The sequence below is a fragment of the Peredibacter starrii genome (assembly GCF_034259205.1).
Classification (GTDB): Bacteria; Bdellovibrionota; Bacteriovoracia; order Bacteriovoracales; family Bacteriovoracaceae; genus Peredibacter; species Peredibacter starrii.
The window spans coordinates 3067339-3093823 of sequence record NZ_CP139487.1 but is presented as its reverse complement, the minus strand read 5'-3'; the positions used below and the strand labels follow the sequence as shown (position 1 = coordinate 3093823).

The 26485-nt window shown below is 42.1% G+C and carries 28 protein-coding genes; 18 read left to right on the top strand and 10 right to left on the bottom strand.

Features of this window, described 5'->3' with window-relative positions:
* Positions 1–74 precede the first annotated feature (74 nt).
* The gene (locus SOO65_RS15340; protein WP_321389488.1) at positions 75–458 is read left to right on the top strand and encodes a hypothetical protein; all 384 of its coding nucleotides are present in this window, start codon (positions 75–77) and stop codon (positions 456–458) included.
* Positions 458–1327 (top strand): IS3 family transposase, encoded by an 870-nt coding sequence (locus tag SOO65_RS15335; RefSeq protein ID WP_321400195.1) that lies wholly within the window; start codon positions 458–460, stop codon positions 1325–1327. The genes SOO65_RS15340 and SOO65_RS15335 overlap by 1 nt, the downstream gene beginning before the upstream one ends.
* 42 nt (positions 1328–1369) lie before the next feature.
* On the opposite strand, the gene SOO65_RS15330 is transcribed toward SOO65_RS15335, so the two are convergent.
* Both SOO65_RS15330 and SOO65_RS15325 read right to left on the bottom strand, forming a co-directional pair.
* On the bottom strand, positions 1370–1897 hold the full coding sequence (locus SOO65_RS15330) for a hypothetical protein (protein WP_321392096.1): 528 nt from the start codon (positions 1895–1897) through the stop codon (positions 1370–1372).
* 124 nt (positions 1898–2021) lie between these two features.
* Positions 2022–2534, bottom strand: coding sequence for a hypothetical protein (locus tag SOO65_RS15325; protein WP_321392093.1), 513 nt, complete (start codon positions 2532–2534; stop codon positions 2022–2024).
* 199 nt (positions 2535–2733) lie between these two features.
* Between SOO65_RS15325 and SOO65_RS15320 the strand changes: the two genes are divergently transcribed.
* Positions 2734–3192 (top strand): hypothetical protein, encoded by a 459-nt coding sequence (locus tag SOO65_RS15320; RefSeq protein ID WP_321392084.1) that lies wholly within the window; start codon positions 2734–2736, stop codon positions 3190–3192.
* On the opposite strand, the gene SOO65_RS15315 is transcribed toward SOO65_RS15320, so the two are convergent.
* Positions 3189–4430 (bottom strand): replication-associated recombination protein A, encoded by a 1242-nt coding sequence (locus tag SOO65_RS15315; protein WP_321392082.1) that lies wholly within the window; start codon positions 4428–4430, stop codon positions 3189–3191. The two genes, SOO65_RS15320 and SOO65_RS15315, sit on opposite strands and share 4 nt — an antisense overlap.
* A 130-nt stretch (positions 4431–4560) precedes the next feature.
* Here SOO65_RS15315 and rpsU point away from each other — a divergent pair, with 130 nt between their 5' ends.
* Positions 4561–4782 carry a 30S ribosomal protein S21 gene (rpsU, locus tag SOO65_RS15310; RefSeq protein ID WP_407676968.1) on the top strand — a complete coding sequence of 74 codons (222 nt, stop codon included), beginning with the start codon at positions 4561–4563 and terminating at the stop codon, positions 4780–4782.
* Positions 4783–4821: 39 nt separating this feature from the next.
* On the opposite strand, the gene SOO65_RS15305 is transcribed toward rpsU, so the two are convergent.
* A complete protein-coding gene (locus SOO65_RS15305; protein ID WP_321392079.1) occupies positions 4822–5601 on the bottom strand; it encodes a hypothetical protein in 780 nt (259 codons plus the stop codon).
* A gap of 14 nt (positions 5602–5615) precedes the next feature.
* Positions 5616–6116, bottom strand: a complete 501-nt coding sequence (locus tag SOO65_RS15300; protein ID WP_321392077.1) for a hypothetical protein — start codon at positions 6114–6116, stop codon at positions 5616–5618.
* Positions 6117–6271: 155 nt separating this feature from the next.
* On the opposite strand from SOO65_RS15300, the gene SOO65_RS15295 reads away from it, so the two are divergent.
* The 6 genes from SOO65_RS15295 to SOO65_RS15270 all read left to right on the top strand — a co-directional run bounded on the left by SOO65_RS15295 (position 6272) and on the right by SOO65_RS15270 (position 12225).
* Positions 6272–7363, top strand: coding sequence for a 3-oxoacyl-[acyl-carrier-protein] synthase III C-terminal domain-containing protein (locus SOO65_RS15295; protein WP_321392074.1), 1092 nt, complete (start codon positions 6272–6274; stop codon positions 7361–7363).
* Positions 7364–7482: 119 nt separating this feature from the next.
* Positions 7483–7797, top strand: a complete 315-nt coding sequence (locus SOO65_RS15290; protein ID WP_321392071.1) for a hypothetical protein — start codon at positions 7483–7485, stop codon at positions 7795–7797.
* A complete protein-coding gene (gene ubiG / locus SOO65_RS15285) occupies positions 7779–8534 on the top strand; it encodes a bifunctional 2-polyprenyl-6-hydroxyphenol methylase/3-demethylubiquinol 3-O-methyltransferase UbiG (protein ID WP_321392069.1) in 756 nt (251 codons plus the stop codon). The genes SOO65_RS15290 and ubiG overlap by 19 nt, the downstream gene beginning before the upstream one ends.
* 95 nt (positions 8535–8629) lie before the next feature.
* Positions 8630–9214, top strand: coding sequence for a hypothetical protein (locus SOO65_RS15280; protein ID WP_321392066.1), 585 nt, complete (start codon positions 8630–8632; stop codon positions 9212–9214).
* Between the two features lie 207 nt (positions 9215–9421).
* A complete protein-coding gene (locus tag SOO65_RS15275; RefSeq protein WP_321392063.1) occupies positions 9422–10714 on the top strand; it encodes a hypothetical protein in 1293 nt (430 codons plus the stop codon).
* Positions 10715–10878: 164 nt separating this feature from the next.
* A complete protein-coding gene (locus SOO65_RS15270) occupies positions 10879–12225 on the top strand; it encodes a hypothetical protein (protein ID WP_321392060.1) in 1347 nt (448 codons plus the stop codon).
* Positions 12226–12298: 73 nt separating this feature from the next.
* Here SOO65_RS15270 and ileS read toward each other — a convergent pair whose 3' ends face one another.
* A complete protein-coding gene (gene ileS, locus SOO65_RS15265; RefSeq protein ID WP_321392050.1) occupies positions 12299–15433 on the bottom strand; it encodes an isoleucine--tRNA ligase in 3135 nt (1044 codons plus the stop codon).
* A gap of 113 nt (positions 15434–15546) precedes the next feature.
* Between ileS and SOO65_RS15260 the strand changes: the two genes are divergently transcribed.
* From SOO65_RS15260 to SOO65_RS15250, 3 genes are read left to right on the top strand one after another with little or no spacing between them, the layout of a single operon-like run.
* Complete coding sequence (locus SOO65_RS15260) at positions 15547–17058, top strand: FecR family protein (protein ID WP_321392047.1); 1512 nt, start codon at positions 15547–15549, stop codon at positions 17056–17058.
* The gene (locus tag SOO65_RS15255; RefSeq protein ID WP_321392044.1) at positions 17045–17680 is read left to right on the top strand and encodes a Maf family protein; all 636 of its coding nucleotides are present in this window, start codon (positions 17045–17047) and stop codon (positions 17678–17680) included. Before SOO65_RS15260 ends, SOO65_RS15255 begins: the two co-directional genes overlap by 14 nt.
* The gene (locus SOO65_RS15250; RefSeq protein WP_321392041.1) at positions 17662–18090 is read left to right on the top strand and encodes a hypothetical protein; all 429 of its coding nucleotides are present in this window, start codon (positions 17662–17664) and stop codon (positions 18088–18090) included. Before SOO65_RS15255 ends, SOO65_RS15250 begins: the two co-directional genes overlap by 19 nt.
* Here the strand turns inward: SOO65_RS15250 and SOO65_RS15245 are convergent.
* On the bottom strand, positions 18087–18263 hold the full coding sequence (locus SOO65_RS15245; protein ID WP_321392037.1) for a hypothetical protein: 177 nt from the start codon (positions 18261–18263) through the stop codon (positions 18087–18089). The genes SOO65_RS15250 and SOO65_RS15245 overlap by 4 nt on opposite strands.
* 358 nt (positions 18264–18621) lie before the next feature.
* Between SOO65_RS15245 and SOO65_RS15240 the strand changes: the two genes are divergently transcribed.
* Complete coding sequence (locus SOO65_RS15240; protein WP_321392035.1) at positions 18622–20172, top strand: DEAD/DEAH box helicase family protein; 1551 nt, start codon at positions 18622–18624, stop codon at positions 20170–20172.
* A 5-nt stretch (positions 20173–20177) separates the two neighbouring features.
* Here the strand turns inward: SOO65_RS15240 and SOO65_RS15235 are convergent, their stop codons facing one another.
* The gene (locus SOO65_RS15235) at positions 20178–20831 is read right to left on the bottom strand and encodes an HAD family hydrolase (protein ID WP_321392032.1); all 654 of its coding nucleotides are present in this window, start codon (positions 20829–20831) and stop codon (positions 20178–20180) included.
* 113 nt (positions 20832–20944) lie between these two features.
* Here SOO65_RS15235 and SOO65_RS15230 point away from each other — a divergent pair, with 113 nt between their 5' ends.
* A complete protein-coding gene (locus tag SOO65_RS15230) occupies positions 20945–22666 on the top strand; it encodes a DUF6178 family protein (protein WP_321392029.1) in 1722 nt (573 codons plus the stop codon).
* Here the strand turns inward: SOO65_RS15230 and SOO65_RS15225 are convergent.
* Together SOO65_RS15225 and SOO65_RS15220 are read right to left on the bottom strand one after the other, a co-directional pair.
* Positions 22663–23040, bottom strand: coding sequence for a hypothetical protein (locus SOO65_RS15225; RefSeq protein WP_321392026.1), 378 nt, complete (start codon positions 23038–23040; stop codon positions 22663–22665). The genes SOO65_RS15230 and SOO65_RS15225 overlap by 4 nt on opposite strands.
* Positions 23040–23534: a hypothetical protein gene (locus tag SOO65_RS15220; protein ID WP_321392017.1), complete on the bottom strand. Its 495-nt coding sequence runs from the start codon at positions 23532–23534 to the stop codon at positions 23040–23042. The genes SOO65_RS15225 and SOO65_RS15220 overlap by 1 nt, the downstream gene beginning before the upstream one ends.
* A 95-nt stretch (positions 23535–23629) precedes the next feature.
* On the opposite strand from SOO65_RS15220, the gene SOO65_RS15215 reads away from it, so the two are divergent.
* From SOO65_RS15215 to SOO65_RS15205, 3 genes are read left to right on the top strand one after another with little or no spacing between them, the layout of a single operon-like run.
* Positions 23630–24319 (top strand): hypothetical protein, encoded by a 690-nt coding sequence (locus SOO65_RS15215; protein ID WP_321392014.1) that lies wholly within the window; start codon positions 23630–23632, stop codon positions 24317–24319.
* Positions 24320–24328: 9 nt separating this feature from the next.
* A complete protein-coding gene (locus SOO65_RS15210; protein ID WP_321392011.1) occupies positions 24329–25360 on the top strand; it encodes a TadA family conjugal transfer-associated ATPase in 1032 nt (343 codons plus the stop codon).
* Positions 25360–26403 (top strand): GNAT family N-acetyltransferase, encoded by a 1044-nt coding sequence (locus tag SOO65_RS15205; protein WP_321392008.1) that lies wholly within the window; start codon positions 25360–25362, stop codon positions 26401–26403. Before SOO65_RS15210 ends, SOO65_RS15205 begins: the two co-directional genes overlap by 1 nt.
* Positions 26404–26485 lie beyond the last annotated feature (82 nt).

Here is a 26485-nt window from a genome sequence, read left to right as displayed (position 1 = left end):
TACCCCATTTTCTAGACAAGCTAAAAAAACCGCTTTTCTAAAAAATGGGCTAAAATCCTTAAAAGGAGCAGATTATGAGGGCCTTTTCTCTTTCTGAGCGCAAAAAGCTCACAACTAATCCCTACGTTATTAAAATTACCGAAAAATCTATTTCGTTCAGCAATGAATTTAAACGGCTCATGCTCCATGGAGTAGATGACGGTAGAACTCGTCAACAATTCTTCAATGATACTCTTAGTGTTAACTGCTTCGATAAGAAGTACGTTGACTCCTCACTGAATAGATGGAGAAGAGAAGAAAAGTTTAAAAATGTACCAAAGAAGCGTGGTCGCCGGAAAGATCCTAATAAAATGACTATCGAGGAGCTCAAAGCCGAACTTGCTCTCCAAAAGGAGATCAATGCTCAGCTAAAAAAGGCCCAAGGTCTCACCGAAGACGATCCGCTGTTTTTTCTTTAATCGGTGAGGCCATCTCCAAAGATCCATCGTTAAATCGCTCCTATCTTTGTCGTTTAATGTCTGTTAGTCGAAGTGGATTTTATTCCTCTCGAAAATCCTCAGAGGCCCGCCAAGAAAGAGATAGAATGGCATGTAAGATCATTAAGCATTATCACGAGAGAAGTAGGAAAAAAGCAGGTATCATCACGCTTGATTTACTCATGCGAAGAGATGGACATGTTATAAACCACAAAAAGATCGCCAGAATTAAACGAGAGTATGGATTTGAAACAAAAATCCGTCGTCGAAATCCTTATCGCGCAATCCCTTTGAAGTCTGGGGAGCATGTCGAAATACCAAACTTACTTAAAAGAGACTTCTATCCACCACTTCCAGATCAGGTGTATTCGACAGATATGACTTACTTGTATTATGGAAATTGTGACAAAGCTTTCTTGTCAGCGACCAAAGACCTTGCGACTAACGAGATCGTCTCTTACAAATTAATGAAAACACCAACAGTATCTGCATTTGCATGCGAGTTCAAAGAATTGCTGAGTAAGATTCCAATCGAGAAAAGAACTGATCTAATGATTCATTCAGATCAAGGCTTCCAATATACTAATGAAGAATTTAGAGCAGTTCTGAGGCTAGCAGGTGTAACTCAGTCGATGTCACGGAGAGGTAATTGCCTAGATAACGCACCAATTGAATCATTTTTTGGTCACTTCAAAGATCTCTTAGAGATTAAAAAATGTCGATCATATGAAGAGGTTGAAAAGGTGGTATCCAGTACCATCAAATATTATAATGAAGAAAGGCCCCAAAAGGGTTTAAATAAAAAGCCCCCGGCAGAATACCGAGGGCTATTATTAAGCGGTTTTTTTTAAATGTACTTTTTATGGGGTACAGTTTATTAAGGGCCCTTCTCATTAGTGATGAACTGGTCGCTTAGGTTGGTTCTTTTCTCGATGATCATCGATAAACTCACGAATAACTCGCATAACACCTTTTTGAGATTTTTTGCGTCTCCACCAATCGGCAGCACCACCGGCAAGAACCAATGTGAGAATTGTGTTCAAAACGTGATCGTGTTTACCTAATTCATGAATGCGCGGAATGATTCTGATCAAATCAGGATCTGGTCTATCATAACCGACACTCGGTACTCCAGGAGTTCCGAAGACCCATCCTGCAATGGCATGAAGTCCATAAAATACGGCAAAGCCCAAACAGCAAACGAATGCGTCCCGGCTATTATTGTTGTAACCAAAGTACAATAGAAGGGCACCAGAGGCCGCGATAATTGTACTGTAAGGTGCACCTAAATGAAGTCCGGCAAATGACTGATTAAGAAGTCCGGCCAGCCCAAGAATACACAGAATGATACCTACAATCATACTGATAATCTGAGTAGAGTGCTTTTCTTCTGGTCGTCTCTTTAACTCTTCTTGTCCCATAAGGTTCCTCCTTAGAGTTGTCTCTTAAGGATGCAAAAGGGAGACCAGCTTGAAGTGGATTATAGAGGGGAAATAAAAAGGGGCATGTCAAAATGCCCCTTAATGAACTTATTTTGTTAGTTGATTATTGTTTTTGGTAAATACATTTTGATTGAAGACTTGTGCCGTCTTCGTTTTCACCAGCTTCAGAGAGTGAGCTAGAAAGAAATTCATCTGTCACTGAACCATCACCATTCAAAGTAAGACGATTGATGTATGGGCCAAGCTTAATTGATCCGAAGATTGAGATACTTGTAACAGTTTCAGTTTGAGTGATAACGTTGCCTTCAATGTCCGTTTTAATCTTAGTGCGATCAATCGAACCAACGATGCCATGACCTGCTGATTCTTTTTCTGTTTTGGTTTTAGTCCCTTTACAGAATTCATGAACAATTTTTTGACCGTTTTCTTTAATCGTGATTTGAGTGATGCCATTACATTTTTTGTTCAGCTTAATTTCCATTGTGCCTTCGCAACGAAAACTTTGCTCAGATCTTTGTGCCTCATATTTGCCTACAAAGTCTTCAAACTTTGCGTCTTTCGCTTGAGCGACTGAAACAAGTGATAAACCTAGCACCATAAGAGATAAGATCTTCATGTGGAACTCCTGATGTAATTTTCTTGATTGTATCAGGCCATGAGAGGGAGAAGGGTCCTTGGGAAAGGATTACAAGGGGTGTAAATAAATTAGACACTTATATATGAATTAACTCATGTCATGGATGAATTAATCGGGATTGTAGGCACTTGGGATTTTTGGAATAACTACCCACCACCAAAAATTAAAAGGAGATTCCATGAAGTTCGTGTTTATCGCTCTTTTCTTTGCTTTTAATGCTTCCGCCTTCGAAATCAATCCAAATGAGGCCCAGTATAAATGCTCTAAAAATGGAATATTTGAACTGACTATTCCTACGCTGCAGCTCCATACCAAATCTGGATTAAGTCGAGTGAAAGTTGACGTGAATCAAGAGGCCATTTGCGAGTCCCTTAAAGACTATTTCCTCATGCAAGATTCACTTGAGATTGAAGTGAAAGGAGATATCTATAAGAAGATAGAAAACATTAGAGATCTATCTTGTGATGGATACATGTGTAAAAACCTCGTTAAGAAATCATTGGGCGAGAAAGTTGAGATTCAAATCAAACGGATTATTTTCCGTGGTGATGGTGTCGTTCCAGGAAGTGAGAAGTTAGAAACCGTAGAGTGGGACTCACGATACTGCCCAGCTTGGGATCCAAGATGTGATTTTTAAGACCTTTTAGTTATGTGCTTCCAGTTCTCAACCATCATCTTTTCTGAACCATTGGTGCCTGGTTTGTAGAACTGGACATTGGCCTCTTTTGGAAGATAGCGCTGTTCAGTCCAGTTACCTGGATAAGCATGAGGATACTTATAGTTTTTCTTTTCAGGCGACACATTTGATAAGTGACCCGGAACTTCGATCGTGGGGTTTTCCTGAACAAAGGCCAGGGCCGCATCTACCGCTTTGTAAGCAGAGTTCGACTTGGGAGAAAGGGCCATGAAGGTAGTAGCGTGTGCAAGCGTAATACGAGCTTCCGGCATCCCAATGTGTTTTACCACATAGTGAGCATTAGAAGTCACTTGTAGAGCTTGAGAGTTCGCCAGTCCGACATCTTCACTGGCGAGAATCATTAAACGTCTCGCGATAAATTCCGGGTCTTCACCACCATCAAGCATGATTGCAAGATAAAGGAGAGCGGCATCTGGATCAGAACCACGAATCGATTTGATGAAGGCCGAAATTACGTCATAGTGGCGATTAGCATTTCGGTCATATTGGCGAGCATGTTCAAAGAGTTCTTTCAGAACATGTTCTTTGTTTTCAAGTTCTGTTGAATTAAAGGCAGCAAGCCGAGCAAGCTGATTAAGTGCAAAACGAGCGTCTCCATTGGAGAGTTTTGCGAGATCTTCCACGTAGTCCTGAAGTTCAGTACGTTTTAGATCATCTACACCACGACTTAGAATATTCGTAAGGTCATCAACTTGAAGTTGTTTCAATTCAATCAACGACACTCTAGAAATAAGAGCTTTATTTAAACTCGTATGCGGATACTCAGTGGTCGCCCCAATGAATAAGAAGTCACCATTCTCCAAATAAGGGAGAAGGGCGTCTTGCTGAGATTTATTAAAGCGATGAATTTCATCGATGAAGAGGATGCTTTCTTTACCAAACTCACGACGACGATCGAGCATTTCAGCAATGATTCGTTTGAGTTCCGGAATCCCGCTGGTCACAGCACTGAAGACAGTTAGGTCTCGGCCGATCTGAGTTGAGATAATATTAGCGAGGGTGGTTTTACCAGTCCCCGGAGGGCCCCAGAAAATCACATGGCGGGGATGGGAGACCAATTTCTCTAATTGAGGGCGGATTTTTGCCTGACCGAAGAAATCTTCCAAGGTTTTTGGACGTAATTTGGCGGCCAGAGGCTGTTCATGAGAGGAATTGAGGTCAAAAGCATCTAATTGCATGGTTCTTTCTATCAAATAAATTACATATTGCACAGTGTCTTTGATTGACGTACATAGGCGAAAAGGTTACTTTATTGGTCTTTGAAAAGAAGCTGTTTCGGCTTTCCAGTGTCATGCAGAAGGGGGTGTAATGAGCATGTCTACAATTTCAATTACAATTGATGACAGATTTCCAGCGGAAAAAGCGATTAAAAAGTTTAAGCGTCTTTGTGATGCTTACGGAATCGTGAAGGAATATCGCGCTCGTTCAGAGTACAAAAAGCCTTCTGTTAAGATGAAAGAAAAGCTAGAGAACGCTGATAAGCGTCGTCGTAAGACAGACGTTCGCGGTCGTACTCGTTCTAAGTACTAATCTTAAAAAAGAGCCACCTTCGGGTGGCTTTTTTTTTGCCTAAAAATAATATCGAAGTAGCGAGTTCCAGCGATTGTGAATGACGGCAAGGTAAGGCCCCATACCATCAGGAGTCTTCTTGTTTCTCTTTGTCAGATTCATATTCAATAAATTGATCGCAAAATTAAGCGAATCAACATTTCGATTTAAGAACTCATAGTTTTTGTTTTTAGAAATCTGAATCTGAATGGGTTGCACGAAGTTCGTATAGAAATGTCTGAAGTCAGTCTTGTAAGTAAAAGGGATAAATTCAACCAGGGCCAGTGAGAGATAGGTATTCAGCTCATCCAACTGCTTAATCACATAATAAGTTTCACGCTTTTGAGGAATGGCAGCGGCCTCCAGGAACGAAGTATTATCAAGAAGACCTTTGATGTTCTCAAGCTCAAGATCGAATTGGTTTACCAGTCGAAGTCCTGAAACAGAACTCATATGATTTGATTGTGACATTTTCAATTGGTTTTGAAGCTTCATTGATAGACCGCGAATAGTTTGAAGCTTTTGGCGGATTGACTTGATACTGGGAGAGCATTTCTTGGCAAGAAGGCGAGGGCAATCTGCCAGAAGATGTTCCTTATCACTTGTAAGCGTGTCCATCTCCTGAATGAGAGGGATGATTTCCTTTGGGAAATCGGGAAAGTGAGTGATCATCTGATAGAAGTCACTTAGGATCCCATTCAGAACGGGTCTCACGTTAACCTGAAAGGTCTCAGCACCCAATTTTCTTTGGGCCAACACAGGTGTTGAAAACATGAGCATCAATACAAGACAAAATCGCATAAAATGATTATGCCCTAGAGCGGACTTTGCCACAAGGTGGGAAGATTTTTGAAGTAGCTTGGGGCCTCTTTTTTATGAATTAAAACGAGATTCGGTTCCTTCCCTTGGCTGAATTTTGCATTCAAGAGGGGAAACTCAGAGGTGTAGCAAATGAGTTTCTTTTCTTTTAGGACTTCAGGGTGTTTCAGAAGGGCCACAAATAGATAGATGCCGCCGCCACTGGTGGAGAACGTGAGTTCCTGATCTTTTTCATGGGCGAGACGTTCTAAGAAATTAAGGACAATCCTTTCAAACTCGGCGCAATGAAAATATCGCTCCCGCAAAAGTATTTTACGATGATTAATGGTGAGATGTTTTTTCTCCTGAGGAGTTAATTCGAGATGATCAAATTCTTTTATAAGAAGTTCTTCCATTGAGAAATTTTCAGGGACTTTTAATTCAGAATGAAAGTAGGGATGGCCACCAGAAGGACCTTCCTTGATCACCGAGAGTTTGAAAAAATCTTTCCAATCCACAAATTCACTCCTTGAATTACTAAGGTATTTTCGACGCTCTTGCGTAAAAAATTAAATAGAGCAGATTTGGTTAAATTTTAGACAGCACCTTTAAAACACTTATTGAGCTGAGATGTGTCGTTAAGCCTTTGAGAAGACATGCTAAATTTCCCCTTATGGAAAAGAACGTCTTTATCCATTCCTTTGCATCAGTATTACCGGAATTCCATCTTCCTCAGAGTAGAATCGTGGATTGGACACTTGAATCCCATGCTCGTTCGGCAGGAGATTTTACTGATAAATTTAAAGACCGCTTGAGGCATTTTACTCTTACGGAATCTCATATTCGCGAACGCTATTTTGAATGTGGTGAGGTTGATGACGAGTGGGACCGTCATCGTATTTATAAGATCAGTGAAAAAAATCCCAACGGCTCAAGCATTGAAGAGAGAAATCATTACTTTGGTGAAAAGGCCCAAAGAGTTTTTGAGAGGCTTTATTTAGATAAAGTTCCCGAGCATCTAATCCATGTGACCTGCACGGGCTATGTGTCCCCAAGTCCACCTCAAATTTATTTTAGTGGTAAACCTTCTGCTCCGGAAATTACCCATGCCTATCACATGGGTTGTTATGCATCATTGCCTTCAGTCAGAATGGCGGCCGCTTTTTCTCATCAGAATGAGACAGTGGATGTGGTTCATACAGAGATGTGTAGTCTCCATTTGGATGCTTCACTTCATACGCCCGAACAGATGGTGGTCCAAACACTCTTTGCTGATGGGCACATTAAATATTCAGTGTCTCAAAAGAAGCAGGGGCCTTCCCTGAAGGTGCTAGTGATACAAGAACAACTAGTGCCGGATTCCTTAAGTGACATGACATGGGTACCTGGAACTCATGGCATGATGATGACTCTTTCTCGTGAAGTGCCTATTAAGATTCGTGATTCGATACCGGCATTTGTGAATGGTTTATGCCAGAAGGCAGGAGTGAAACCTAATGATGTTTTGGAGAACGGCATTTTTGCCATTCATCCGGGAGGACCAAAGATCATCGAGGTGGTTCAGAAAAAATTGGAATTGAATGATAAGCAAGTTGAGGCGAGTAAGAAAATTCTTTTTGAAAGAGGGAATATGTCTTCGGCAACCCTGCCCCATGTCTGGAAAGAGATCCTTGATTCAAGACCAGAAAATGGAAAGAAGATTCTGAGTCTTGCCTTCGGACCAGGACTCACGGTTTTTGGCTCACTCTTTGAGGTGAGTTTATGAAAATTCTTTATGTACCTTTTATCATACAGGGCATTTTAATGGGAATAGATGAGAGAATGCATCACCGAAGGGGGCTTGGAATTTGGGAGAGACTAGGACACCCTTTGGATACTCTTACTATGTTTGTTCCCCTTTCATTCATCGCGATTAAAGAATTCACTCATCAGAACCTTACGGTCTATATCATCCTTGGTGTCTTTTCATGTCTATTCATCACTAAAGATGAATTTGTTCATGCTCAGGAATGTAATGGATTTGAAAACTGGCTGCATGCACTCCTCTTTGTTCTTCACCCTTTGATTTTCGTTTGCTCAGGACTCCTTTGGATCAATCATCCGGAAGATCAGTTTATTTGTTATCAGCCACTTTTAGTTGGTGTGTTTATGCTTTATCAACTTTTACGCTGGAGTATCCCATGGAAGCGGGCCAAGTAAATAATTCATTTTATGAAGAATATGGTGATCGTTGGTATACGGCATATGATGATCCAATTGCTCTTTTGAGAGCGGAAAATAAGATCAAGTTTCCCTGGATCGTACAACATCTCAATACACATCTCTCGGCCGATGCCAGTGTGCTTGATATTGGATGTGGAGGTGGTTTTCTTAGTAATGATCTTGCTCGAGCAGGATTCAAAGTCACTGGAGTTGATTTGTCGAAGGAGAGTTTAAAAATTGCCGAGGCCTTCGATGAAACGCATTCAGTGAAATACGAAGTGGCAGATGCTTTTCATCTTCCATATCCAGATCAGAGCTTTGATGCGGTAACGGCAATGGACTTTTTAGAGCATGTTGAGGAACCGGGTAAGGTCATCAAGGAGTTTTCGCGCGTCCTGAAACCAGGAGGTCTGTTCTTTTTTCACACTTTCAATCGCAACCCATTGAGCTGGCTCGTTGTGATTAAACTTGTGGAATGGTTGGTAAAGAACACACCCAAGAACATGCATGTTTTAAGACTCTTTATTCGGCCTGATGAACTTGAAAAATTCTGTCATTCTGCGGGGATGAGGGTGTTACAAATGACCGGGTTACGTCCGGTTTTCTCATCCATCAGTCTCAAATCTTTACTCACAGGAGTCGTTCCTGAACGAATGCGCTTCGCTCTCACTGGTAGCAAAATGATCTCATATTTGGGGGTGGCGATGAAGCAACAGGGCCATACTGACACCTGAAAATTAGCAAATAGTTACATCACATTTTCGCTCTTTTCTTCCTTTTTTGGATTTTGTATTTCTTGTTGTACGAAACAATCCAGGGAGGATTTCACATGAAACTACTATCAGTATTGCTATCTCTTTGCCTGACTTTCAATGTACTAGCTGCAAGCGGAACCGTGGGTGAATTAGAACGTCAGTTGGATGAATATCAGTATACAATGACAGTAGAGTGGGACCAGAAAGACCAGGCCTTCCAGGAAAGAGAAACAAAAGCTTTTTTTGAGAAAATCAGTGCTGCTATCTCTAGCGGTGAGGCCTCAAAAGAATCGATCATGTCACTTGCTGAAAGCAAAATTAAAAACCACAAGGCACTTGAAGCTCTTAAGTTAAAGATGACACTTCTAGGTCAGGCCAGCTCATCAGCTGAACTTGCTACACTTCTTAGAGAAAATTCAAAAGAGTTCTACGGCCAAGGTGCTAGCTGGAACGGCAACGTAGAAATGATCTTAATCGGTGCTGGTGTGATTGCCCTCATCGGTTACCTGGTTTGGTGGAGCGCGAACCACGAGTGTGTTGAGTGGGAAGAGCAGTGGGAATGTACAACAAATACTAATACTGACCCTTACTACAATTCATCTACAACAACGACAAACTGTGGATGGGTAGATGTATGTACTAGCTACCAGAAAATCTAATTAAGAATTATTCTTGCAGGGCCGGTCTTAGGCCCTGCTGCTTTATTTCTGATAAAGATAGCACTCATCACTTCTTTCCAAAGATACCCCTAAGAATCCAACTGTTTAGACTCTCTACACTGCTAGTAAAACGGTAATGGGGCCCTCCACTTAGATCCAAAATTCTTTATCCTGATGACAAGTAAAAACCCTAACAGGATAAAAGTTATGCTGATTAAAAACTCTCTTATTGCTTCGTCTTTGTTACTTGCTTCATCGATTTCGTGGGCCGGTCAGGATCTGAATGTTCAAGAATGTAATTACCGAGGTGGCATCTATACCAATGGTGTTTGTGTCAGTGCTTCTGTTTCAGGTCAAGTTGCTGGTGTACTTGGTAATGAATTTCGTCGTGGCGGAGGAAATGAGACGTCCATGGGTGATTCAGTCTTTCAGTTTGATGGTCAATTTTCCAAAGACGTGAATCTGGAACATCTTAAAGTCATCTTTATTGATGTGAGTGTCATTCCAAAAGAAGAGGTCCTTCACTATCAGGAAAAAGGAGAGCAGAACTTCCATAATTCTGATCGGTTCAAGGCCGATGGGATGGCAGACCGTCCGTGGCTACTGGCAAAGATTGGTGCAGGAATTGAACTCTCTAACTCTCAGGATTTAACTTTACTCGCAGGTAGTTTTGAGACCAATGGTTTAAATCCTCTTCCTGGGAAACCAAGTCGCTATTATATGACAGCTCCCTACGGACTCATTGTTCGTTACGATAAAGGGATTCAGGCCAATTATGAACTTAAAGATGAATTGGATCGAATCATCCTCGCTTCATTCAGTGTGGTGGATGGTGATGGGATTAAGGGCCAGAGTAGTGTGACACCTTCTGATTCGCGTGCAAATTCTTATCCTTCATATGCTGGAACAGTAGAACTCCATGTGGCCAATGGGCTTAAACGAGTTTTCGAAAATCTCTCGCCGTATTTAGCACGTCATGATCTTTATGTTGGTGTTACCGGCAGCGCCGGTGATACAGGAAGTTTCGCAGGAGAAAAACGGAGCCAGGATGATATGACGGCATATCTGGGCTATTTGCTTAAGACTGGTAAAGGAGACGCAGAAGTTCGAGTTTTCAAATCGAATTTTACGAGAAATAAAATTAATAATGGTAACGGTCGACATGATCCACAGGTTGAATCGAGTGCCTATGGTGTAGAATTGGCCTTCAGAGGTTTTGAAACTAAGTCATGTGACTGGGAATTGTATGGGAACAAACATTACTTTGAAACTAATGAACAAGCTCCCGATGGAGAATTCACTTGGGGTGATATAAGAAGCGTTGATGGATGGACAGCAGGTATTAGTTGTATGAACTTTAAGCGCATCTCAAATCTTAACATCGGTGCAGAGTATGGGATGGTTAACAAGTATAACAGCAAAGAAGAGGCGACTGCGGGCCAACAGTTCAGTCTGGTGTTTAACTACAAATGGGGAACTAGAAATATTAAAAAGAGATAGATGGAAGGGCCCCTTCGAGGGGCCATTTTCTGCTCCAAAAGTTGCTAAATCCATAAAACTTAAGGGGTGCCGAGGATAAGGTTTTTTTCTTTAGTAGCCGATAAGTTAACTCAATGTTGGCCACCGGGAGAGACTACATGAGATGCCTTAGGTTTTTTAGAAGTATGTTCTTCTTATGCCTTTTTATTTCTTTTAATGCTTTCTCGACTACCAGTTTAACAATTTATCTGGCCCCAAATGGTGTTGATACACAAGATGGTCTGACAAGTTCGAGACCTATTCTAACTCTCAAGCGTGCCCATGATTTGGTCACAGCTCATTTCAAGAAATCTCCGTCGAATGTTAATATTCAATTGGCCCCTGGTGTTTACTATAATCAAACAGTGACTTGGACGGCGACCAATCCGCTTTATCAAATTAGATTTTTTTCTGCCTCTGCGACTAATAAAGCAACCTTTGATGGTAGAAGTAGTTCCACTGCGGCCTCAGCGAATCTGCGTTCATTCTTTATCCTGAAAAGTTCTTCAGGCAAGGCAACCAATCTAAGTTTTGAGCATCTGGCGATCCGTTATTATGCTGAGGCCATTAGCCTCAATGGAAATCGTGATGATGAAAAGACCGGTTTCAATAGCAACAACAAGATCCTTTTTTGCTCATTTGATAAAATTGGAAGTAAGTATCACGTTGATAAGAACCTGCCGGCCTATGCGGTTGTTCGCTTTGTGAACTCCCGAAAAAATGAAGTAAGAGGCAATGTATTCAGTAATATTGAGAACTATTCTCAACAGGGACTACTACATTCGATTTATGTGGCCCACTTGTCGCATGAGAATACTTTCGAAGGAAATAGTTTCCGTAAACAGCCAGGAGATCCACTGAGAATTCGTGACTATAGTAACTTCAACGTTATCACTAAGAATGAATTCGATTCTGCCGGGTCTTATGCATATTCAGAATGGTACTGTGAGGCGAGTGAGAGTTCCGACTGTACGAAGAAAATACCGGAATGCCCTTCATGGGGATCGAAAATGTACTCAAACGTTTATCGTGGGAGTGGATTGTTTCATTACTATGTTCGTCCAAATTTCCAAAATTCAAATTCGGCCTGTAAAACCAAGGCACCGGCCAATGCAGAAAACAGACGGCTTAGAACGTCGTCAAACGTAATAACTAATGAATCTGTGGTTCAATCAGTTCTGAATAACACTAGTGTGTATGGTATTTGCCCGTCTAGAACTCATTGTGTGAGTGCTTCAGGGGGCTGTTACGCCGATGGTAGTGGAACAACCAATCACGTATGTATTAGCAACAATTGGATTAGCCGAAGTGAATACAGAGGGCCCGTAAAAACCAGTCAGGGTTATCTTATTCAGTCCTTATTAAACAATAGATACATCTCGGGAGTCTGTCCGCGTTCGACTGATTGTGTTTCTTCCGGCGGCCATTGTTATGTAAGTGGTGGAGGGACGGCCAATCATCTGTGTCAGAACAATAATTGGAAGAATCGGTAATTAGTTTTACTGCCGCTAGGGGAGTAACCTGGCACCTTTTAGACAAAAAAAAGGGCCCGAAGGCCCCTTTGATTTAAGCTTTTTTAGCCGATACTTCAAATGTCTCTTCATCGATTTCGTGAACCACAGCTCCCGGAATCTTAGAATCAGAAACAGCACCTTTCACCATAAGCGTCTCAGAAGAGATGTAGTTCTGGTACTTGTTAAATACTTTCGCGAGTTCTGCATTACAGTGAACTGTAACCTCGATTCTGTCTGCCACGTTGAAGTTTGAGTCCTTACGTGTTTTTTGAATACGGTTAACCATCTCACGGGCAAGACCTTCGTCGATCAGATCCTGATCAAGGGCACAGCTTAGATCAATTGTGATGAAACGGTTTGTAACCGCTTGTGTGCCTTCTTTAGCAGCACGGAACACAAGAATCTCGTTTGAATCGAAATCAACGTTATTTAGAGTTACTTTACCACCGGCTTCGATCTTTTGAACGTCGGCCGAAGGAAGCTTCTCGATAAGTGCCTTGAAAGCACCCATTTCTTTACCAAGTTTCTTACCAAGTACTGGAAGATTTGGTTTGGCCGAAAGAACCACGAAGTCTGCTTCATTTGTCATGTACTCAACGTTTTTCACGTTAAGTTCAATCTTGATGTACTCTTCCAGTTTGCTCATTTCATCCAGAAGTGATTTGTCCTGGTGAACAACTTTAAGTGTTTTAAGCGGAGTTTTAACTTTCACGCCTTCAGTTACGCGCTTCTGACGACCAAGGAGGATCACCTGTTGCATGCGATCTACTGCAGTCTCAAGAGTTGAATTGATAAGACCTGTTTGCTCTTCAGGGTAAGAAAGTAGGTGAACAGATTCTTCTGTTTTACCTCCAAACGTTTTAAGTTCCTGGTAGATGTAATCGGCCAGGAACGGTGTGAATGGTGCCATCAATCGAGAAACAGTTTCCAGGGCCGTATAAAGCGTTGTATAGGCCGCGTTTTTGTCCGCAGTCATGCCTTCGTCCCAGAAACGGCGACGGTTAAGACGGATATACCAGTTAGTTAAATCTTCGATGAAGTTAAATAGCTCAGGAACTACGTTATAAAGACGGTAGTTCTGCATCTCGTGGTTCACGTTCTTGACAAGAGTTTGTTGCTTTGAAAGAAGCCACTTATCAAGGATGTTGTCTGAAGCTTTAGCGGCAGTTTCAACTTTCCAACCATCAACTGATGCGTATGTAGAGAAGAACTTGAAAGAGTTAAACCATGGTAGAAGAACTCGTCTTACCATTTCTTTAACACCTTCATCTGTGAAACGGAGCTCTTCCGCACGAACGAGACCTGAGTTGATAAGGAACAGACGAAGAGCGTCCGCCCCGAATGTCTCCATAAGTTCATCAGGTGGAGTATAGTTACGAAGACGCTTACTCATCTTCTTACCGTCTTTCGCAAGAACGAGACCGTTAACGATTACGTTTTTGAAAGCGGGCTTATCAAATAGGGCCGAAGATAAAACTGTCAGTGTGTAGAACCAACCACGAGTTTGATCCAGACCTTCAGCGATGAATTCCGCAGGGAAGCCTTCTTTGAACACGTCTTTATTTTCAAACGGGTAGTGAAGTTGGGCATAAGGCATTGAACCAGACTCGAACCAGCAGTCTAAAACTTCAGGGATGCGCTTATAAGTTCCTTCTTCACCTGCAACTGTGAAATCCAGATCGTCAACGTATTCACGGTGAAGATCAGTTACATCCTTGCCAGTGTATTTTTTAAGATCAGCGATTGATCCCATACAGATGGCGTTACCAGTTTTATCATTGATCCAGATCGGAAGCGGAGTTCCCCATACACGCGTACGAGAGATCGCCCAGTCACGAGCGTTTTCAAGCCACTTACCAAAACGACCTTCTTTAATGTTCTCAGGTACCCAAGTGATCTCAGAGTTTGCTTTAAGCATTTTGTCTTTGATCTTTTCAACAGCAAGGTACCACTGAGGCATAGCACGATACATAAGCGGAGTATCTGTGCGGTAACACATAGGGTAGCTGTGCACGAGAGTTGATTGATGGAAAAGTTGTCCACGCTCTTTAAGATTTTTGATGATCTCTTTATCGGCATCTTTGAAGTACATGCCGGCGTAGTCTTTAACAGATGAATCAAACTGACCTGAAGCATTCATCGGAACGATCACTTCAGTCAGTCCTGCTTCTTTCATGACACGGTTATCGTCTTCACCGAAACCAGGGGCCTGGTGAACGATACCTGTACCGTCAGTTGTTGTTACATAGTCATCAGCAAGAATGACGAAGTAACCATCGTTCGCCAGATTTGCGAAGTATGGGAACATCGGCTCGTATTTTTTGCCTTTAAGATCTGAACCTTTATACGATTCAACTTCTTCATACTTGAAGTTCTTCTTATAAGCTTCAAGACGGGCCTTCGCCATGATGATGAAGATGTTCTTATCCAGATCTTTCACTTTTACGTATTCGATCTCTGGATTTACGGCGAGAGACAAGTTACTTGGAAGTGTCCAAGGAGTTGTTGTCCAGATCGCAAAGTATGTATTGGCATCGTCTTTTGAACGAACCAGTACAGTCACCGCAGGATCCTGGATGTCTTGATAGTTTTGGCCCGCTTCAAAGTTAGAGAGTGCCGTTTGAAGAGCAGGTGAGTAAGGAACGATCTTGTTGCCTTGATAGATAAGACCCTTGTCCCAGATTTCTTTGAATACCCACCACACTGATTCCATGAATGGAAGATCCATCGTTTTGTAATCGTTTTGGAAATCAACCCAACGACCAAGACGGCCAATTGTTTTTTCCCATTCATTTACATAACGATCCACGATGCCACGACATTCATCGTTGTATTTTTTTACACCGTGAAGGGCAACGTAATCAGAAGCTGAAGTATTAAATTTCTTATCGATCTCTTGCTCAATTGGAAGACCGTGACAGTCCCAACCGAAACGACGATCAACGTAGAAGCCCTTCATCGTGAAGTAACGAGGAACAACGTCTTTCAACGTTGAAGCTACGATGTGACCGTGGTGGGGAAGACCAGTCGCAAATGGAGGGCCATCGTAGAAAATATAATTCTTACCTTTCTTCGTTTTCTCTAAGGTTTTTTTGAAAATCTGTTTCTCCTGCCAGAACTTCAGAATCTTTTTCTCGGCCTCGGAAAAAGAAAAATTCTCGGTCTGTGGGGCAGTTTCGCGTTCCATAGCAGGGATCTCCAATCGGAAAGAGGAAAATATGAACCATCACTCTAACAGAAAAGGCCCTTATCGTAAATTTTCATGACTGATTTCCGAGGAGAAAGTCATAGGAAAATCATATGAATAAACTATTTTGGTCGGCTTTCGCCATGAGTCTAATTCTTCTTGCCCCCGGAGCTTGGTCTCAGGGCCAAACGGATGAGGAGTTTCTGGGTCTTGAAAGTGAGATCCTCCCGGAACTAAAAGGTGAGCAGCGCTTCACTTCCCCTGAGCTTCATCAGAAGGAAGACTGGAAAGTGGAACCCAAAAAGGTTGAAGCGGACGTCTCAGAACCGGCCAAGGGGCAAGGTTATTCCATCATTCCGTGGTCAACTCAAGATCCGGAAGAGTGGATGGATATCACAAAATGGGTCATCGAACGTGAAGTTAAAGACGTAACTCCCGACTGGAAACTAAGAGTTCGTCAGGCCGAGCACAAGGAACTTGTTGGTAAAATCCTTCAGTGTAAGGGAAGCTGTTCCGTTTTCAGAGGCTCAAACAGTGCCAAGGTTCAACACTTATCACGCCTTTTAGAGGGTGATGAACTTAATACCGACAAAGATTCTGTGGCGTGGGTCTATCTCATGGATGGAACTCTGGTTCGCTTGGGTCCGGAAACATCAGTTTCAATCCAGGAAATTAATTTTGGTAAGAGTGAAATCTTTGTTCTCACTCGCTTGAATCGTGGGCATATCTTTTGGCATCCAAGATCAAAAGGTGAAGTCGCGACGAACTTTGCACCTGAAACAGATTCATTGAGCCTTCCTCTATTGGTGAGAGAGGCAAACGTTGAGTTTTATGAGAGAGAAATTTTTAAATCTCAAACCGATAGTCAGCATTTGGCGGAAGTAATGGAGCTCGATGACAACGCCATCAAAGGTCAGATGAAGGCACTCAATGATCTTAAAACTCAGAATGGAGAGATGCCTCTTGAGACTCGTTTCATGGTGGTCGCTCCCAATTCTACCTTGGTAGGGAAGAATGTGAGCTTTGATTTCACTTATCAGTCAGGCGGCAAGGCCTATTTCAAAAAACGTGGAACCAATTTGGGTGAGGAATTTACAGTTCATCTGCGTGGGTATTCAATGACCCAGGCGATTCCTGTTTCAGAGGAAGATTGGCACGAAGTTGAAGTTAATGGGCGCTCATATACAAGTCTCGAAAATGTTCCCGGAATGCTTCAAATTCTGGAGCTACTGACAAAACGAATCAAGACACTGGAGCTCGCCCGAGAAATGTGGATTCGTGACTTTACTCTGCCAGTGATGAAAGTGGTAAACGAACCGGAAAAGCTGGCAGTGGAACATGGTTATACCCGCTGGGGTGAGGAGTTGGATAAGCGACTTCAGTTCTTAGTTGAGTACACTCGTCGAATTGAGACCACAAATCTACGTTCGTTAGAAAACCTTCTGGGTAAACTTGAAAGCAATGGCGAGAAGGTTGAGCGAAATCTGAATGAGAATCAGTATCGTGTAAGCTTAAATCACTATCTTTTAGGGCTTAAATCCCGTTATGATCATAAGAAAATGCGGGTAAGAGAAATGAATGATCTGCATTACTACGTCTGGATTTTAAGAAATGGGAAATTCTAAATTTAAACTTGTTCTAGCGAGTGCTTCTCCTCGAAGAAAAGAGCTTATTGGCCACCTTAAAGTGCCTTATGAAATTCTTGCATTGAATGTGCCGGAAGAATCTAATGCCACTGATCCGGTAAAATTCTCTGCAGAAATTGCGGCCCTAAAAGGGGACGCGGTCTTTACTCAGCTTCGCTCAAAAAATGATGACTCACTTTTTGTTGTTTCGGCCGACACAATTGTTTGTTTGAACGGCAAAATTTATGGAAAGCCAAAAGATCGGAGTGAGGCGAGGCAATTTTTAAGTGAACTTGGTGGTCGCACCCATTCGGTATTCACAGCAGTTTCAGTCAAAACTTTTCATCAAGGCAAGGTCGACGGTTTTTCATTCGTAGAAGAATCGAAAGTGACCTTTAATTCAATCCCAGATGATCTGATGGAAAGATATTTAAATACCGGTGATTCTCTCGATAAGGCCGGTGCTTATGGGATTCAAGGACCGTCCCTTACTTTTATTTCAAAGGTAGATGGGGACTACGCCAATGTAGTGGGCTTCCCGCTTAGCCGCTTTGTTCTTGAGAGTGAGAAATTTTTAAAATCAAAATTCAAACATGAGGGTTCATGGCTCGATCTATTTTAATTCTTGTTCTTTGTTTTTCATTCTCTGCTCATGCCGATCTTTTTGATTTTGGTGGGGATAAAGAGCGTGAAAGTCGCATTCCAAATTTGATTGAGAAATTGAAGGGTCTTGAAATGAAAGCAGATCCGGCCTACGACGATGCTTTTAATCTGCACGTTAAAGCGATTGAGAACGCGGTAGAGGAAGAGAAGTTATACTGTTCAGGTGAGGCGCCTGATAATCAGGGTAAGATGCTTCCGGCCGCCCAAAAACAGCTCTGCATGAGAGAGCTCAAGAAGAACTATATTGAAGCAACTGAAACAATTTTTGATTTAAAGAAGAAATATCTGGGAATTATCCACAAAAAGCAGATTGATAAGTTGGGCGAAATTCAGAGCAAGCTCAAGTCAGACATCGAAAAGAACTTTTAGTTTCTTTCCGACATCTCTTCAGATTTCATAACCATTGTGGCCACGGCAGTCTTGGGCTTCAAGCTTCTAACTGCAATCATCGAGCGCATAGGGCGTAAGCTCTTCGGCTTCGTTTTTGCGTTTAGCTTGTCTAAATTCACAATTTGAGTCGGAACGTTTTCTTTCGTTTTCATAAAAACCTCTGGTTTAAAGTGCATTTAGTTTTCTGCTTAAACCGTCGGCCGTCAAACGAAAGTCGAGGTGTTTAAGCGTTAAGGATCACAAAATGATCACTGTCCAACACGCTTCTCCTGTTGAAGTAATCTATCTATCTTGTCGGTCATCACTCATCTTCCCTTGAGGGCAATTTTGGGTAGGACCGTCGTATAGGACCATTATAGCACCAGAGGGAAAAAGATGGCCAAAGCAGGGAATTTTTTCCAGTTAGCATATAAATAAATGTGGTTTTGGAGGGTTATCTAAAGGAGGACTGGAGAGTTTTCCCCACTTGCAAGTAGTACCCTTTGCCCGCATTATTATTAGTTATATCCGATGGTTAAGTATATTTTTACCTCAATTTTAGTTCTCACAACGGGTCTTATGGCCCAGGCGAAAGTGGACCGAGTCCATTCCGAGAGCTATTTGGGTGAAAAGCGCCTCGATTCATACTCAGATCGCTATCAGCCTTTGATATATCAGGACATCTATCAAGGGAAAATGTCCTTTGAAGATGAGATCTTCTTTCAGAATTTTTTCAGTCCTTATTTGTTTCAAAAAGAGAGTGAGTATTCCTCATTTCTGCGTTCTGAACTCAATGGGGGATTGGTTTGTTCGAATGAACTTCTCTCTGATCACTTTGATGAAATCCGTTATTCATACCGCCTCATCACTTTAAGTTATTTACTTGAAGGAGCATGGCATATGAAGCTTGTGTCGGATCACTTAAAGCTTAAAAACACGTGTGGCTTCAATCTAAGTGCATGGGCAAAAAGCTGTCGTCCGAAGTCTCCGGATATGAAGAGCTTCGTAGGCCGTTTAGAGAAGTTTTCTCCCAAGTATGAGGAAACTCTTCCCGTTACCTACAAGAAGGAAGATTGGATCAAAGAGTTTAAGAAGAATGATTTCAAGTTGTATTCCCATTACCGCATGAACGTTGAGTGTAAGGGGAAATGCAGTGATGAAGAAATCGCCTCTCGTTTCCAGAAAACTTGTGAGGCCGATCAGAGACTCATGACACTTCTGTGCTCTGAAGAAGATGAGATTTATGGTTTATCAACGAATCGTGATGCTTACTTTCTAATCGGACAATCCAACATCATCAACACCTATAATAAACAAGGTGAGGCGATGGGGTGCCTGCGCCGTTTCTCTGAACTTATGGCCCATAAAGAAGTTCGCTACGAAGTTTTGAATCAACTTTTTCCTTCGCTTCAGACTTTCCTTCGTCAAAAATATCAAGAACGCTTCTTGCAAGGTCGTGTGTTCTTCTATGGCGCTGGTAAAGAGTTTGAAGAGAAAGGTCTGACTGATGTTTATGTAAAAGACCAGCCATTCAAAGTCGAGAAACTTCCAACAGTGGCAGCGGAAGTCGATGCTCCCAAGGTCGTTAAAGCTCCCGAGGTTAAGACTGAAGTGAAAGTGGAAGTGAAGCCTGAGCCAGTTCAGCCAAAGCCAGTAGTGAAAGAGATTCGTAAGCCTGTAAAAAGTGCTTTCCTCTTGGCCGCGGAAATTCGTTCTGGGCAAAACCTAGAGCAAGTTGAAGTTGATATGTTGAAGCTTAAATACGATTACGTTTTTAGCCTTAATATGATCAATACTCTCTCTGAAAGACTTAAGACTTTCATGACCCGAGATGCTCTATCAGAGATGATGGCCTATGATAAACTTGGATCAAAAGAGGGGCCCGTTCCTCTCATGTTCATTAAATACATGATAGATATGCAGGAACACCATGGTCTCTGGAACATCATTTCTGTTTTAGGTGACAAGTTCTATGTATCAAATGAAATTGATTCCGAGTTCTCTCCAGCACCAGAGATGGTTCAGTTAGTGAATAATCAGGCGACTGGAAACCAGTGGCAGCTTTATATCATTCGGCCGTAATTGAATTAATACCATCCAACCTTAATCACATGAGCGCCAGATGAAATGGCCGCTTCAAGTCCTACGTTTGAATCTTCAAAAATAATGATTTCCGATTTATCAAAGTGCGACTCTTTCATGGCCTTAAGGTATGGCCACGGATCAGGTTTATGAGAAGGACAGTCATCGCGAGTTAGAATGAGATTGAAGAAGTCACGAACCTTGGCAATTTTAAGGAGCTCTTCTGTCACCACTTTCTCACTTGAAGTGACTAAAGCGAGATAAATGCCTTCGGTCTTGGCCTCTTTGAGAAGCGAGAGAATGGCAGTTGGGAAATATTTAGCGGGGTCAACTTTCGCCAAAATTTCGATCAAGTTTGCATTTTTTTGATGAATGAAATCTGCGGCCGTCCATTCTTTCGGAACACCTTCCCAATCCTTGATGATATCGAAGACCAAGTGATCGGCCTTACCCATCATAAGATCATGGACTGTTTCTGGAGAATAGGGAGGACGAATCTTATAGCGCTCCCCAATCATAAACATCGCCTGAGCGTGATATTCCTCAGTGTTAAAGAGAGTGCCGTCCATGTCAAAAAAGAGTGCTTTAAGGCCTGGATAGCCCTGTTTTAGCTCAAAAAGACTGGGAACTTTGGGAAATGTAATTGGCGATGGTTTCATAAAGAGAGTGTACCCATATTTCCGAGGGAAATCTACCCATTGATGCAGAGTGTATCTGTGGCCAGAGACAGGCAGATGGGGTAAAAACGCTAATTCCAAAAAGAGGGATTTCTATGACTGATCAAGAGATCAAAAAAGATCTATTAAGCCAGCTTCTTTATGAGGCACAGGCCTATAAAAAATTTGAAGACATTGAGAAACTAGTTGAAGCTGGCATGGACCTTTCCATGATTCCAATTCAACCATTATACGTTTCATTACAAAACACTGAGCCAGATCAAGTGGCGATGATTCTGCCGAAGCTTTCCCCTGAGCAACGTCAGGCCCTTCGTGACATCGATTACTGGCAGAAAGACACAGTTGATCCAAATTCGGTTGCTCACTGGATTGAAATTTATTCTAAGGTGAATGATGACGAAGTGATTCTGGAGTTTGTTAAGTCGGAAGACTTCCTCCTGACGTTTAAAAATCAATTCACGATTCAGACATTCGATGCCGAAGATCCAATGTATCCGGACGGAAATAACTATTTCCTGACGGAAGATAACCAGCTTCTTATTGAATATCCTGAAGACTTCAGCATGGTTCAGGAACTTAAAGAGATGATCCGTCGTCTCTATGCTGACATCGGTGTTGAGAATGCATACGCATTCTTATTCAAGATGGTAGTGGATTCTTACCAGCTTATGGAAGAAGAGCAGTATCAGGAAAAGAAAGAGCGTCTTCGTGATTTTGGATTCGTGGATTATTTCGATGCTCTTGCTTACAATAGTCCGTTCATGAATGAAGCGCAGATTGATGGCTTTATTAAGACGAAAAAAGGTGAGACGGGGGACCTGGATGCGGTTTCAGCTAACCAAAGTCTTCATGCTTCTTCACTCGTTCCGTACCAGTCAGGAATGGAAGGGTTAAAGGGAGCGCTAGAAAAAGTTGCGGATGAAAAGCGTCAGCAGTTCTTGCACTTTAACTTTGTCCGCCTTGTGAACGCTCGCATGACTCTGGAAGATGCTCTTAAAAACGGCTCTCTTGCCATGACGAAGGTTGGAAATCAGACTCGTCAATGTCTTGAGCTTGGCTTTGAATACACGGCCTCAAAAGCACCTAAAGAAGTCATCTTTGAGCGCTTTGACTTTGTTGACCTCTATAAGATTGGTCACAGCCTGATTGAGATAACAAAAAAGAAAATCAAAAAGGCCATGGGCCAAACTCCTTTCGAAGAGGATGAATTTGGTTACTTCCTGGGAATGTATTGGAATGCTTTCCTGGAAAATTCTCACGAAGATGTGGCGAAGTATAAGTTTGATGGAAGTTCAAAGCCGCTTGAGATCCGTGATCTACCGTCTTATGAACTTTGGAATCAGGCCGCAGAAACATTCACCACGGCCCTTCCGTTTGTGGTCACATTCTTTAAGAGTCTTGAGAACCTTAAGGCCAATGGATTACTTAACGATCAGTTCTATCTCAACTACGAAGTGGATAACATTGATTTCGAAGCGATTATGATTTCAAGTTTCATTAACTTCGTGGGTGGCCATTATCAAGAATCGTCTGCCGGAAAAATGGGAGTTACGATCTCTGAACTCACAAATTTCTACCATAAGTTCTTTAAGAAAAATGATAATGAATACCTCATTAAGGGCGAGGAAGATCCAGTCCTTCGTGAGCAGACCGCACTTTTCATCGAGAAGTTTGGTCTCACCCAAATTCCGCGTTTTGATCGTTATCTCTATCAGATCATGCTTGAGCAACTCAATGGCTATGAAGTTGATGGCATGGAGGAAGAGGACTTCCGTCACATTGGTGGACCGATTCTTCTGAATTACTCGAGTAACTAGACCTTTGGTGGCTCGAAAAACGAATTGAATACATCTGAAATAGATTTGCGGTAAGGCGATCCGGCCTTATCGCAAACTTCAAACATCTTCTTCTTCAACAATTCAATCTCATCTTTTTGTTCTTGAATGAGCTTTCCGCTCTGATCAAAACGCGATGAAAATGGCAGCTTCTCAGACAATAAAAATTTGAGTTTCGTAAGGCGAACTGAATCGTTAGTTAAAAACGTGAAGTGCTCAAAGCCCGCAACTTCTTTCTTTGCTCCACCAACACCTTTCGGTAGGAAATTAGAATCACTTGGCTGGCCTTCAATGAATTCCTCAAACCCTTTAAGGTCCTCGGGCTCAAGACTTTTAACGAGTCTTTTCTTGTCCATTATTTTTTGCCTTTTACCAAGCGGTTTAAAATCAATCGATAAAATTTGCGCTCTTCTTCCAGCTCATAAATGATTCGGTGAGCTTCACCATAATTTTGAGCGTCTTTGGTATTGGAAGAGGCATCGCTATTGCGGACCTCTTGCTGAAGGAGTTTGTTCTTTCCAGCAAGGTGGGATTCCTTCACGTTCATCTTCGAATCACGTTGCGTGAAAAATTTCGGCAGCTCATCTTGTTTTTTGACGAGTGGAACTTTGGTAATACTCGCTTCGTGGTCACTGATGAGATAGACCGGATAGGGGAACTTGTACGAGAGATTGTGAGAGACAAAATAGTTCTCAATAAGACCGATCAGCTCTCGCTGTTGATCCAGGTCAAGGGCCTTGAGTCCGATGGTCACCGGGTGCTTCAAGTTCAATTCTTGATTTAGAATTGCGTTCAGCTCATCCAAGGAGCCTGTTTTTAAATTAATATGCTGATAGACCGGTAAACTCATATCCTAATTCTCTGGAAAACCTTGGTTAAAGTCCACTCTCATGATTAAATAAAGCATACCATACAGATTGAGGACGGATCAAAACAGTCGGAATTATGAAGAAGCTTCACTTACCTTACGTCAATCTTCCGTCCGAATTTATTACACTCCTTAAGAGTAATCTCTCGGTCACGACTTCTCCGGCGCCAATTTTTGATGTCATTCGTCCCAATAAGGCCCTGTATATGGTTCTGGAAAAGGCCTTTCAGGAATTTGATGACGGTCGTGGATTAGAGAAGACCATGATGGCCCTGGGATGGGCGAACTTCCGAGATCGTGCAGCTAGTTTATATATTTCAAAATTCATTTACGGAGAGTTTCCTCAGAATACCAGTATGGAACTGGTGGAAGACGTGATGAATCTTGAGCAAAAGTATTTGGACCATGGAGTTCATAGCTTTTCTCGTCTGTTCCTTTTAGGGTTTTATTTGAAGCTCGCCAATATTCAGGTTCAACGTCGCGAACATAATCAATATCTCGAGGTAAAAGTTCCTGATGAGGTGGGAGCGATCTTAAAGCTCTCTCAAGGCCGTTCAGAGAAAATTGACTGGTTGATTCTAATCATCATGCATCTTCTAAATGCCTTAGGTGACAAGATGCTCACTAATGCGCTGTTGTCTGGAAAAAAGTTTGAAGAACTTTATGAACTCATGTCCCCGGACGCGAGACAACAGATGATGAACAATCTCCTGGCCTACGGGGCGAGTATTAAAGAACAAGACATCTTTCTTTACGAAAAAATATAGGACATATTTATGGCAAAGAACGGCATCAATGAGTTGATTGACGAGTTGGCGAAGAAGGCCGGAATTTCGGAACTCATTATCAATAAGAACGATAATATCTACGTTGAAAAAGACGGGGAGATGATTCGTATCGATGCCAAATTCACAGATGATGAAATTGATGAATTCTGTGAATCTCTTGCTCAGTATAATCGTAAAGAGTTCAATCAATACGCACCCATCTTAGATGGAAATCTTCCGGATGGAAGCCGTGTGAATCTTATTCATAAAGATTATACCAATGGTTGCCACGCCATTACGATTCGCCGGTATCAGAAAAACATCAAGACCTTTGATGGTTCTCCGAACATCTTTGGACTCAATAAGCAGTGGACTGACTTCCTGAAGTTGTTGGTTCGTGCTCGTATGAATGTTGTTGTGGCGGGGGGAACCGGCGTTGGTAAAACAACTTTCTTGAATCTTCTTCTTCAAGAAATTCCTCAGAAAGAACGCGTGATCACTATTGAGGATACGCGTGAACTTCAGTTCAATCTTCCGAATGTGGTGAGACTTGAGGCAAGACCTCCTGTGCAAGACCTAAAGGGTCTGGCGATCCGTGATCTTCTTAAAAATACTCTTAGAATGCGCCCTGATCGAATCATCGTGGGCGAGGTGAGAGGTGGCGAAGTGTTTGACCTTCTTCAGGCCATGAATACAGGTCACGAAGGTTCTATGACTTCGGTGCATGCGAATTCACCGGGTGAGTGCCTTCTTCGTCTAGAAAATCTTTATATGCTTTCTGGTTATGATCTACCGATTAAAGCTCTTCGTTATCAGATCAGTACTGCGATTGATTTCATTATTCAAATTCGCCGTGATAAAAATGGGCAGCGAATTGTTCATCAAATTTCAGAAGTGGCCAATATGGAAGGAGACAAAATCCTTATGCAAGATATTGGTGCCTGGAGAAATGGAGAGTTCCGTTTCACAGGACTAGTTCCTTCGTGTGTGGCGAGACTTCAGAAAGCCGGGCTTCCTAAAGACTTCTTCATCGGAACATAATGAGACCAGAATTTATCGGGCACTACACTGAGTTCATGGACGATGATAATTCAACTTATCCTGGAAGTGATGAACTTCTGGCGATTGGCTCCGCGGTAGGAAAAAAACTAGGTCTTCAAAAAATTGGTATTCACATTGAAACTCTTTATCCGGGTAGAAGAACTTCTTGGCCCCACGCTGAGAGCACGGAAGAAGAGTTTGCATTCGTGATTGAAGGGAATCCTTCGGCTTGGATCGATGGAAATTTGTATCCGTTAAGACCAGGCGATTTTGTTGCTTTTCCGAGTGGAACAGGAATTACTCATACCTTTATCAATAATTCGAATCATACTGCTCGATTGTTAGTTGGTGGCGAGAGACCAAAGTCTGATAATAGAATCTACTATCCTCTAAACGAATCACAGAATCAGGTAAGACGTGAGAGAGGGGATTTCTGGGATGATATTCCTTTGAAGACTCAAGGTCCTCATGATGGAATTCCTGATCTTCAAAAGAACGGCAGACCCGCGACCTGGAATCTTCCAGTGCTTGAAACGAAAAGACTCATTCTGCGTCCGTTTGAAATGAGTGATGCTCCTGCGGTTTTCGAATACGCCAAGAATCCGAATGTTTCGAGACTTCTTATCTGGGAACCACATAAAACTTTGGCCGATTCTCAGGGCTTTATTAAATTCATCCATCAGACCTATCTGGATAATGTACCGACGTTTGGGATTTGCTTAAAAGAAAATCCAGAGAAGGTCATTGGTTCAGTTGGTGCGATGTGGGTGTCTCAGAAAAATAAAATCATGGAACTGGGTGTAGCACTAGGGGAAGACTATTGGGGCCGGGCCTTGTCATCTGAGGCGATGTTACGATTAGTTGAGTTTTTATGGCAACGATATGATGTCCTTCGTATCCAGTCTCAGTGCAAAGCTGAGAACGTTCAAAGTAAGCGCATGATGGAAAAGATGGGGATGACTTACGAGGGACTTTTGAAGAAGAATCTTTTCTGTAAGGGTACTTCTTGGGACATGGAGATGTTCAGTTTCACTCGGAATTAGGCATTTTCTTCCGCTTTAAATGATTTTTGTATACATCAAGAAAGCTTTACAGAAATTTTAAAATTAAATTAATTAAGCCGAT

Bases quoted from the DNA above. Each gene is read 5' to 3' on its own strand.
- SOO65_RS15340 (WP_321389488.1), top strand. From the start codon at position 75: ATGAGGGCCTTTTCTCTTTCTGAGCGCAAAAAGCTCACAACTAATCCC.
- SOO65_RS15330 (WP_321392096.1), bottom strand. From the start codon at position 1,897: ATGGGACAAGAAGAGTTAAAGAGACGACCAGAAGAAAAGCACTCTACT.
- SOO65_RS15325 (WP_321392093.1), bottom strand. From the start codon at position 2,534: ATGAAGATCTTATCTCTTATGGTGCTAGGTTTATCACTTGTTTCAGTC.
- SOO65_RS15320 (WP_321392084.1), top strand. From the start codon at position 2,734: ATGAAGTTCGTGTTTATCGCTCTTTTCTTTGCTTTTAATGCTTCCGCC.
- SOO65_RS15315 (WP_321392082.1), bottom strand. From the start codon at position 4,430: ATGCAATTAGATGCTTTTGACCTCAATTCCTCTCATGAACAGCCTCTG.
- rpsU (WP_407676968.1), top strand. From the start codon at position 4,561: ATGAGCATGTCTACAATTTCAATTACAATTGATGACAGATTTCCAGCG.
- SOO65_RS15305 (WP_321392079.1), bottom strand. From the start codon at position 5,601: ATGCGATTTTGTCTTGTATTGATGCTCATGTTTTCAACACCTGTGTTG.
- SOO65_RS15295 (WP_321392074.1), top strand. From the start codon at position 6,272: ATGGAAAAGAACGTCTTTATCCATTCCTTTGCATCAGTATTACCGGAA.
- SOO65_RS15290 (WP_321392071.1), top strand. From the start codon at position 7,483: ATGTTTGTTCCCCTTTCATTCATCGCGATTAAAGAATTCACTCATCAG.
- ubiG (WP_321392069.1), top strand. From the start codon at position 7,779: ATGGAAGCGGGCCAAGTAAATAATTCATTTTATGAAGAATATGGTGAT.
- SOO65_RS15280 (WP_321392066.1), top strand. From the start codon at position 8,630: ATGAAACTACTATCAGTATTGCTATCTCTTTGCCTGACTTTCAATGTA.
- SOO65_RS15275 (WP_321392063.1), top strand. From the start codon at position 9,422: ATGCTGATTAAAAACTCTCTTATTGCTTCGTCTTTGTTACTTGCTTCA.
- SOO65_RS15270 (WP_321392060.1), top strand. From the start codon at position 10,879: ATGTTCTTCTTATGCCTTTTTATTTCTTTTAATGCTTTCTCGACTACC.
- ileS (WP_321392050.1), bottom strand. From the start codon at position 15,433: ATGGAACGCGAAACTGCCCCACAGACCGAGAATTTTTCTTTTTCCGAG.
- SOO65_RS15260 (WP_321392047.1), top strand. From the start codon at position 15,547: ATGAATAAACTATTTTGGTCGGCTTTCGCCATGAGTCTAATTCTTCTT.
- SOO65_RS15255 (WP_321392044.1), top strand. From the start codon at position 17,045: ATGGGAAATTCTAAATTTAAACTTGTTCTAGCGAGTGCTTCTCCTCGA.
- SOO65_RS15250 (WP_321392041.1), top strand. From the start codon at position 17,662: ATGGCTCGATCTATTTTAATTCTTGTTCTTTGTTTTTCATTCTCTGCT.
- SOO65_RS15245 (WP_321392037.1), bottom strand. From the start codon at position 18,263: ATGAAAACGAAAGAAAACGTTCCGACTCAAATTGTGAATTTAGACAAG.
- SOO65_RS15240 (WP_321392035.1), top strand. From the start codon at position 18,622: ATGGTTAAGTATATTTTTACCTCAATTTTAGTTCTCACAACGGGTCTT.
- SOO65_RS15235 (WP_321392032.1), bottom strand. From the start codon at position 20,831: ATGAAACCATCGCCAATTACATTTCCCAAAGTTCCCAGTCTTTTTGAG.
- SOO65_RS15230 (WP_321392029.1), top strand. From the start codon at position 20,945: ATGACTGATCAAGAGATCAAAAAAGATCTATTAAGCCAGCTTCTTTAT.
- SOO65_RS15225 (WP_321392026.1), bottom strand. From the start codon at position 23,040: ATGGACAAGAAAAGACTCGTTAAAAGTCTTGAGCCCGAGGACCTTAAA.
- SOO65_RS15220 (WP_321392017.1), bottom strand. From the start codon at position 23,534: ATGAGTTTACCGGTCTATCAGCATATTAATTTAAAAACAGGCTCCTTG.
- SOO65_RS15215 (WP_321392014.1), top strand. From the start codon at position 23,630: ATGAAGAAGCTTCACTTACCTTACGTCAATCTTCCGTCCGAATTTATT.
- SOO65_RS15210 (WP_321392011.1), top strand. From the start codon at position 24,329: ATGGCAAAGAACGGCATCAATGAGTTGATTGACGAGTTGGCGAAGAAG.
- SOO65_RS15205 (WP_321392008.1), top strand. From the start codon at position 25,360: ATGAGACCAGAATTTATCGGGCACTACACTGAGTTCATGGACGATGAT.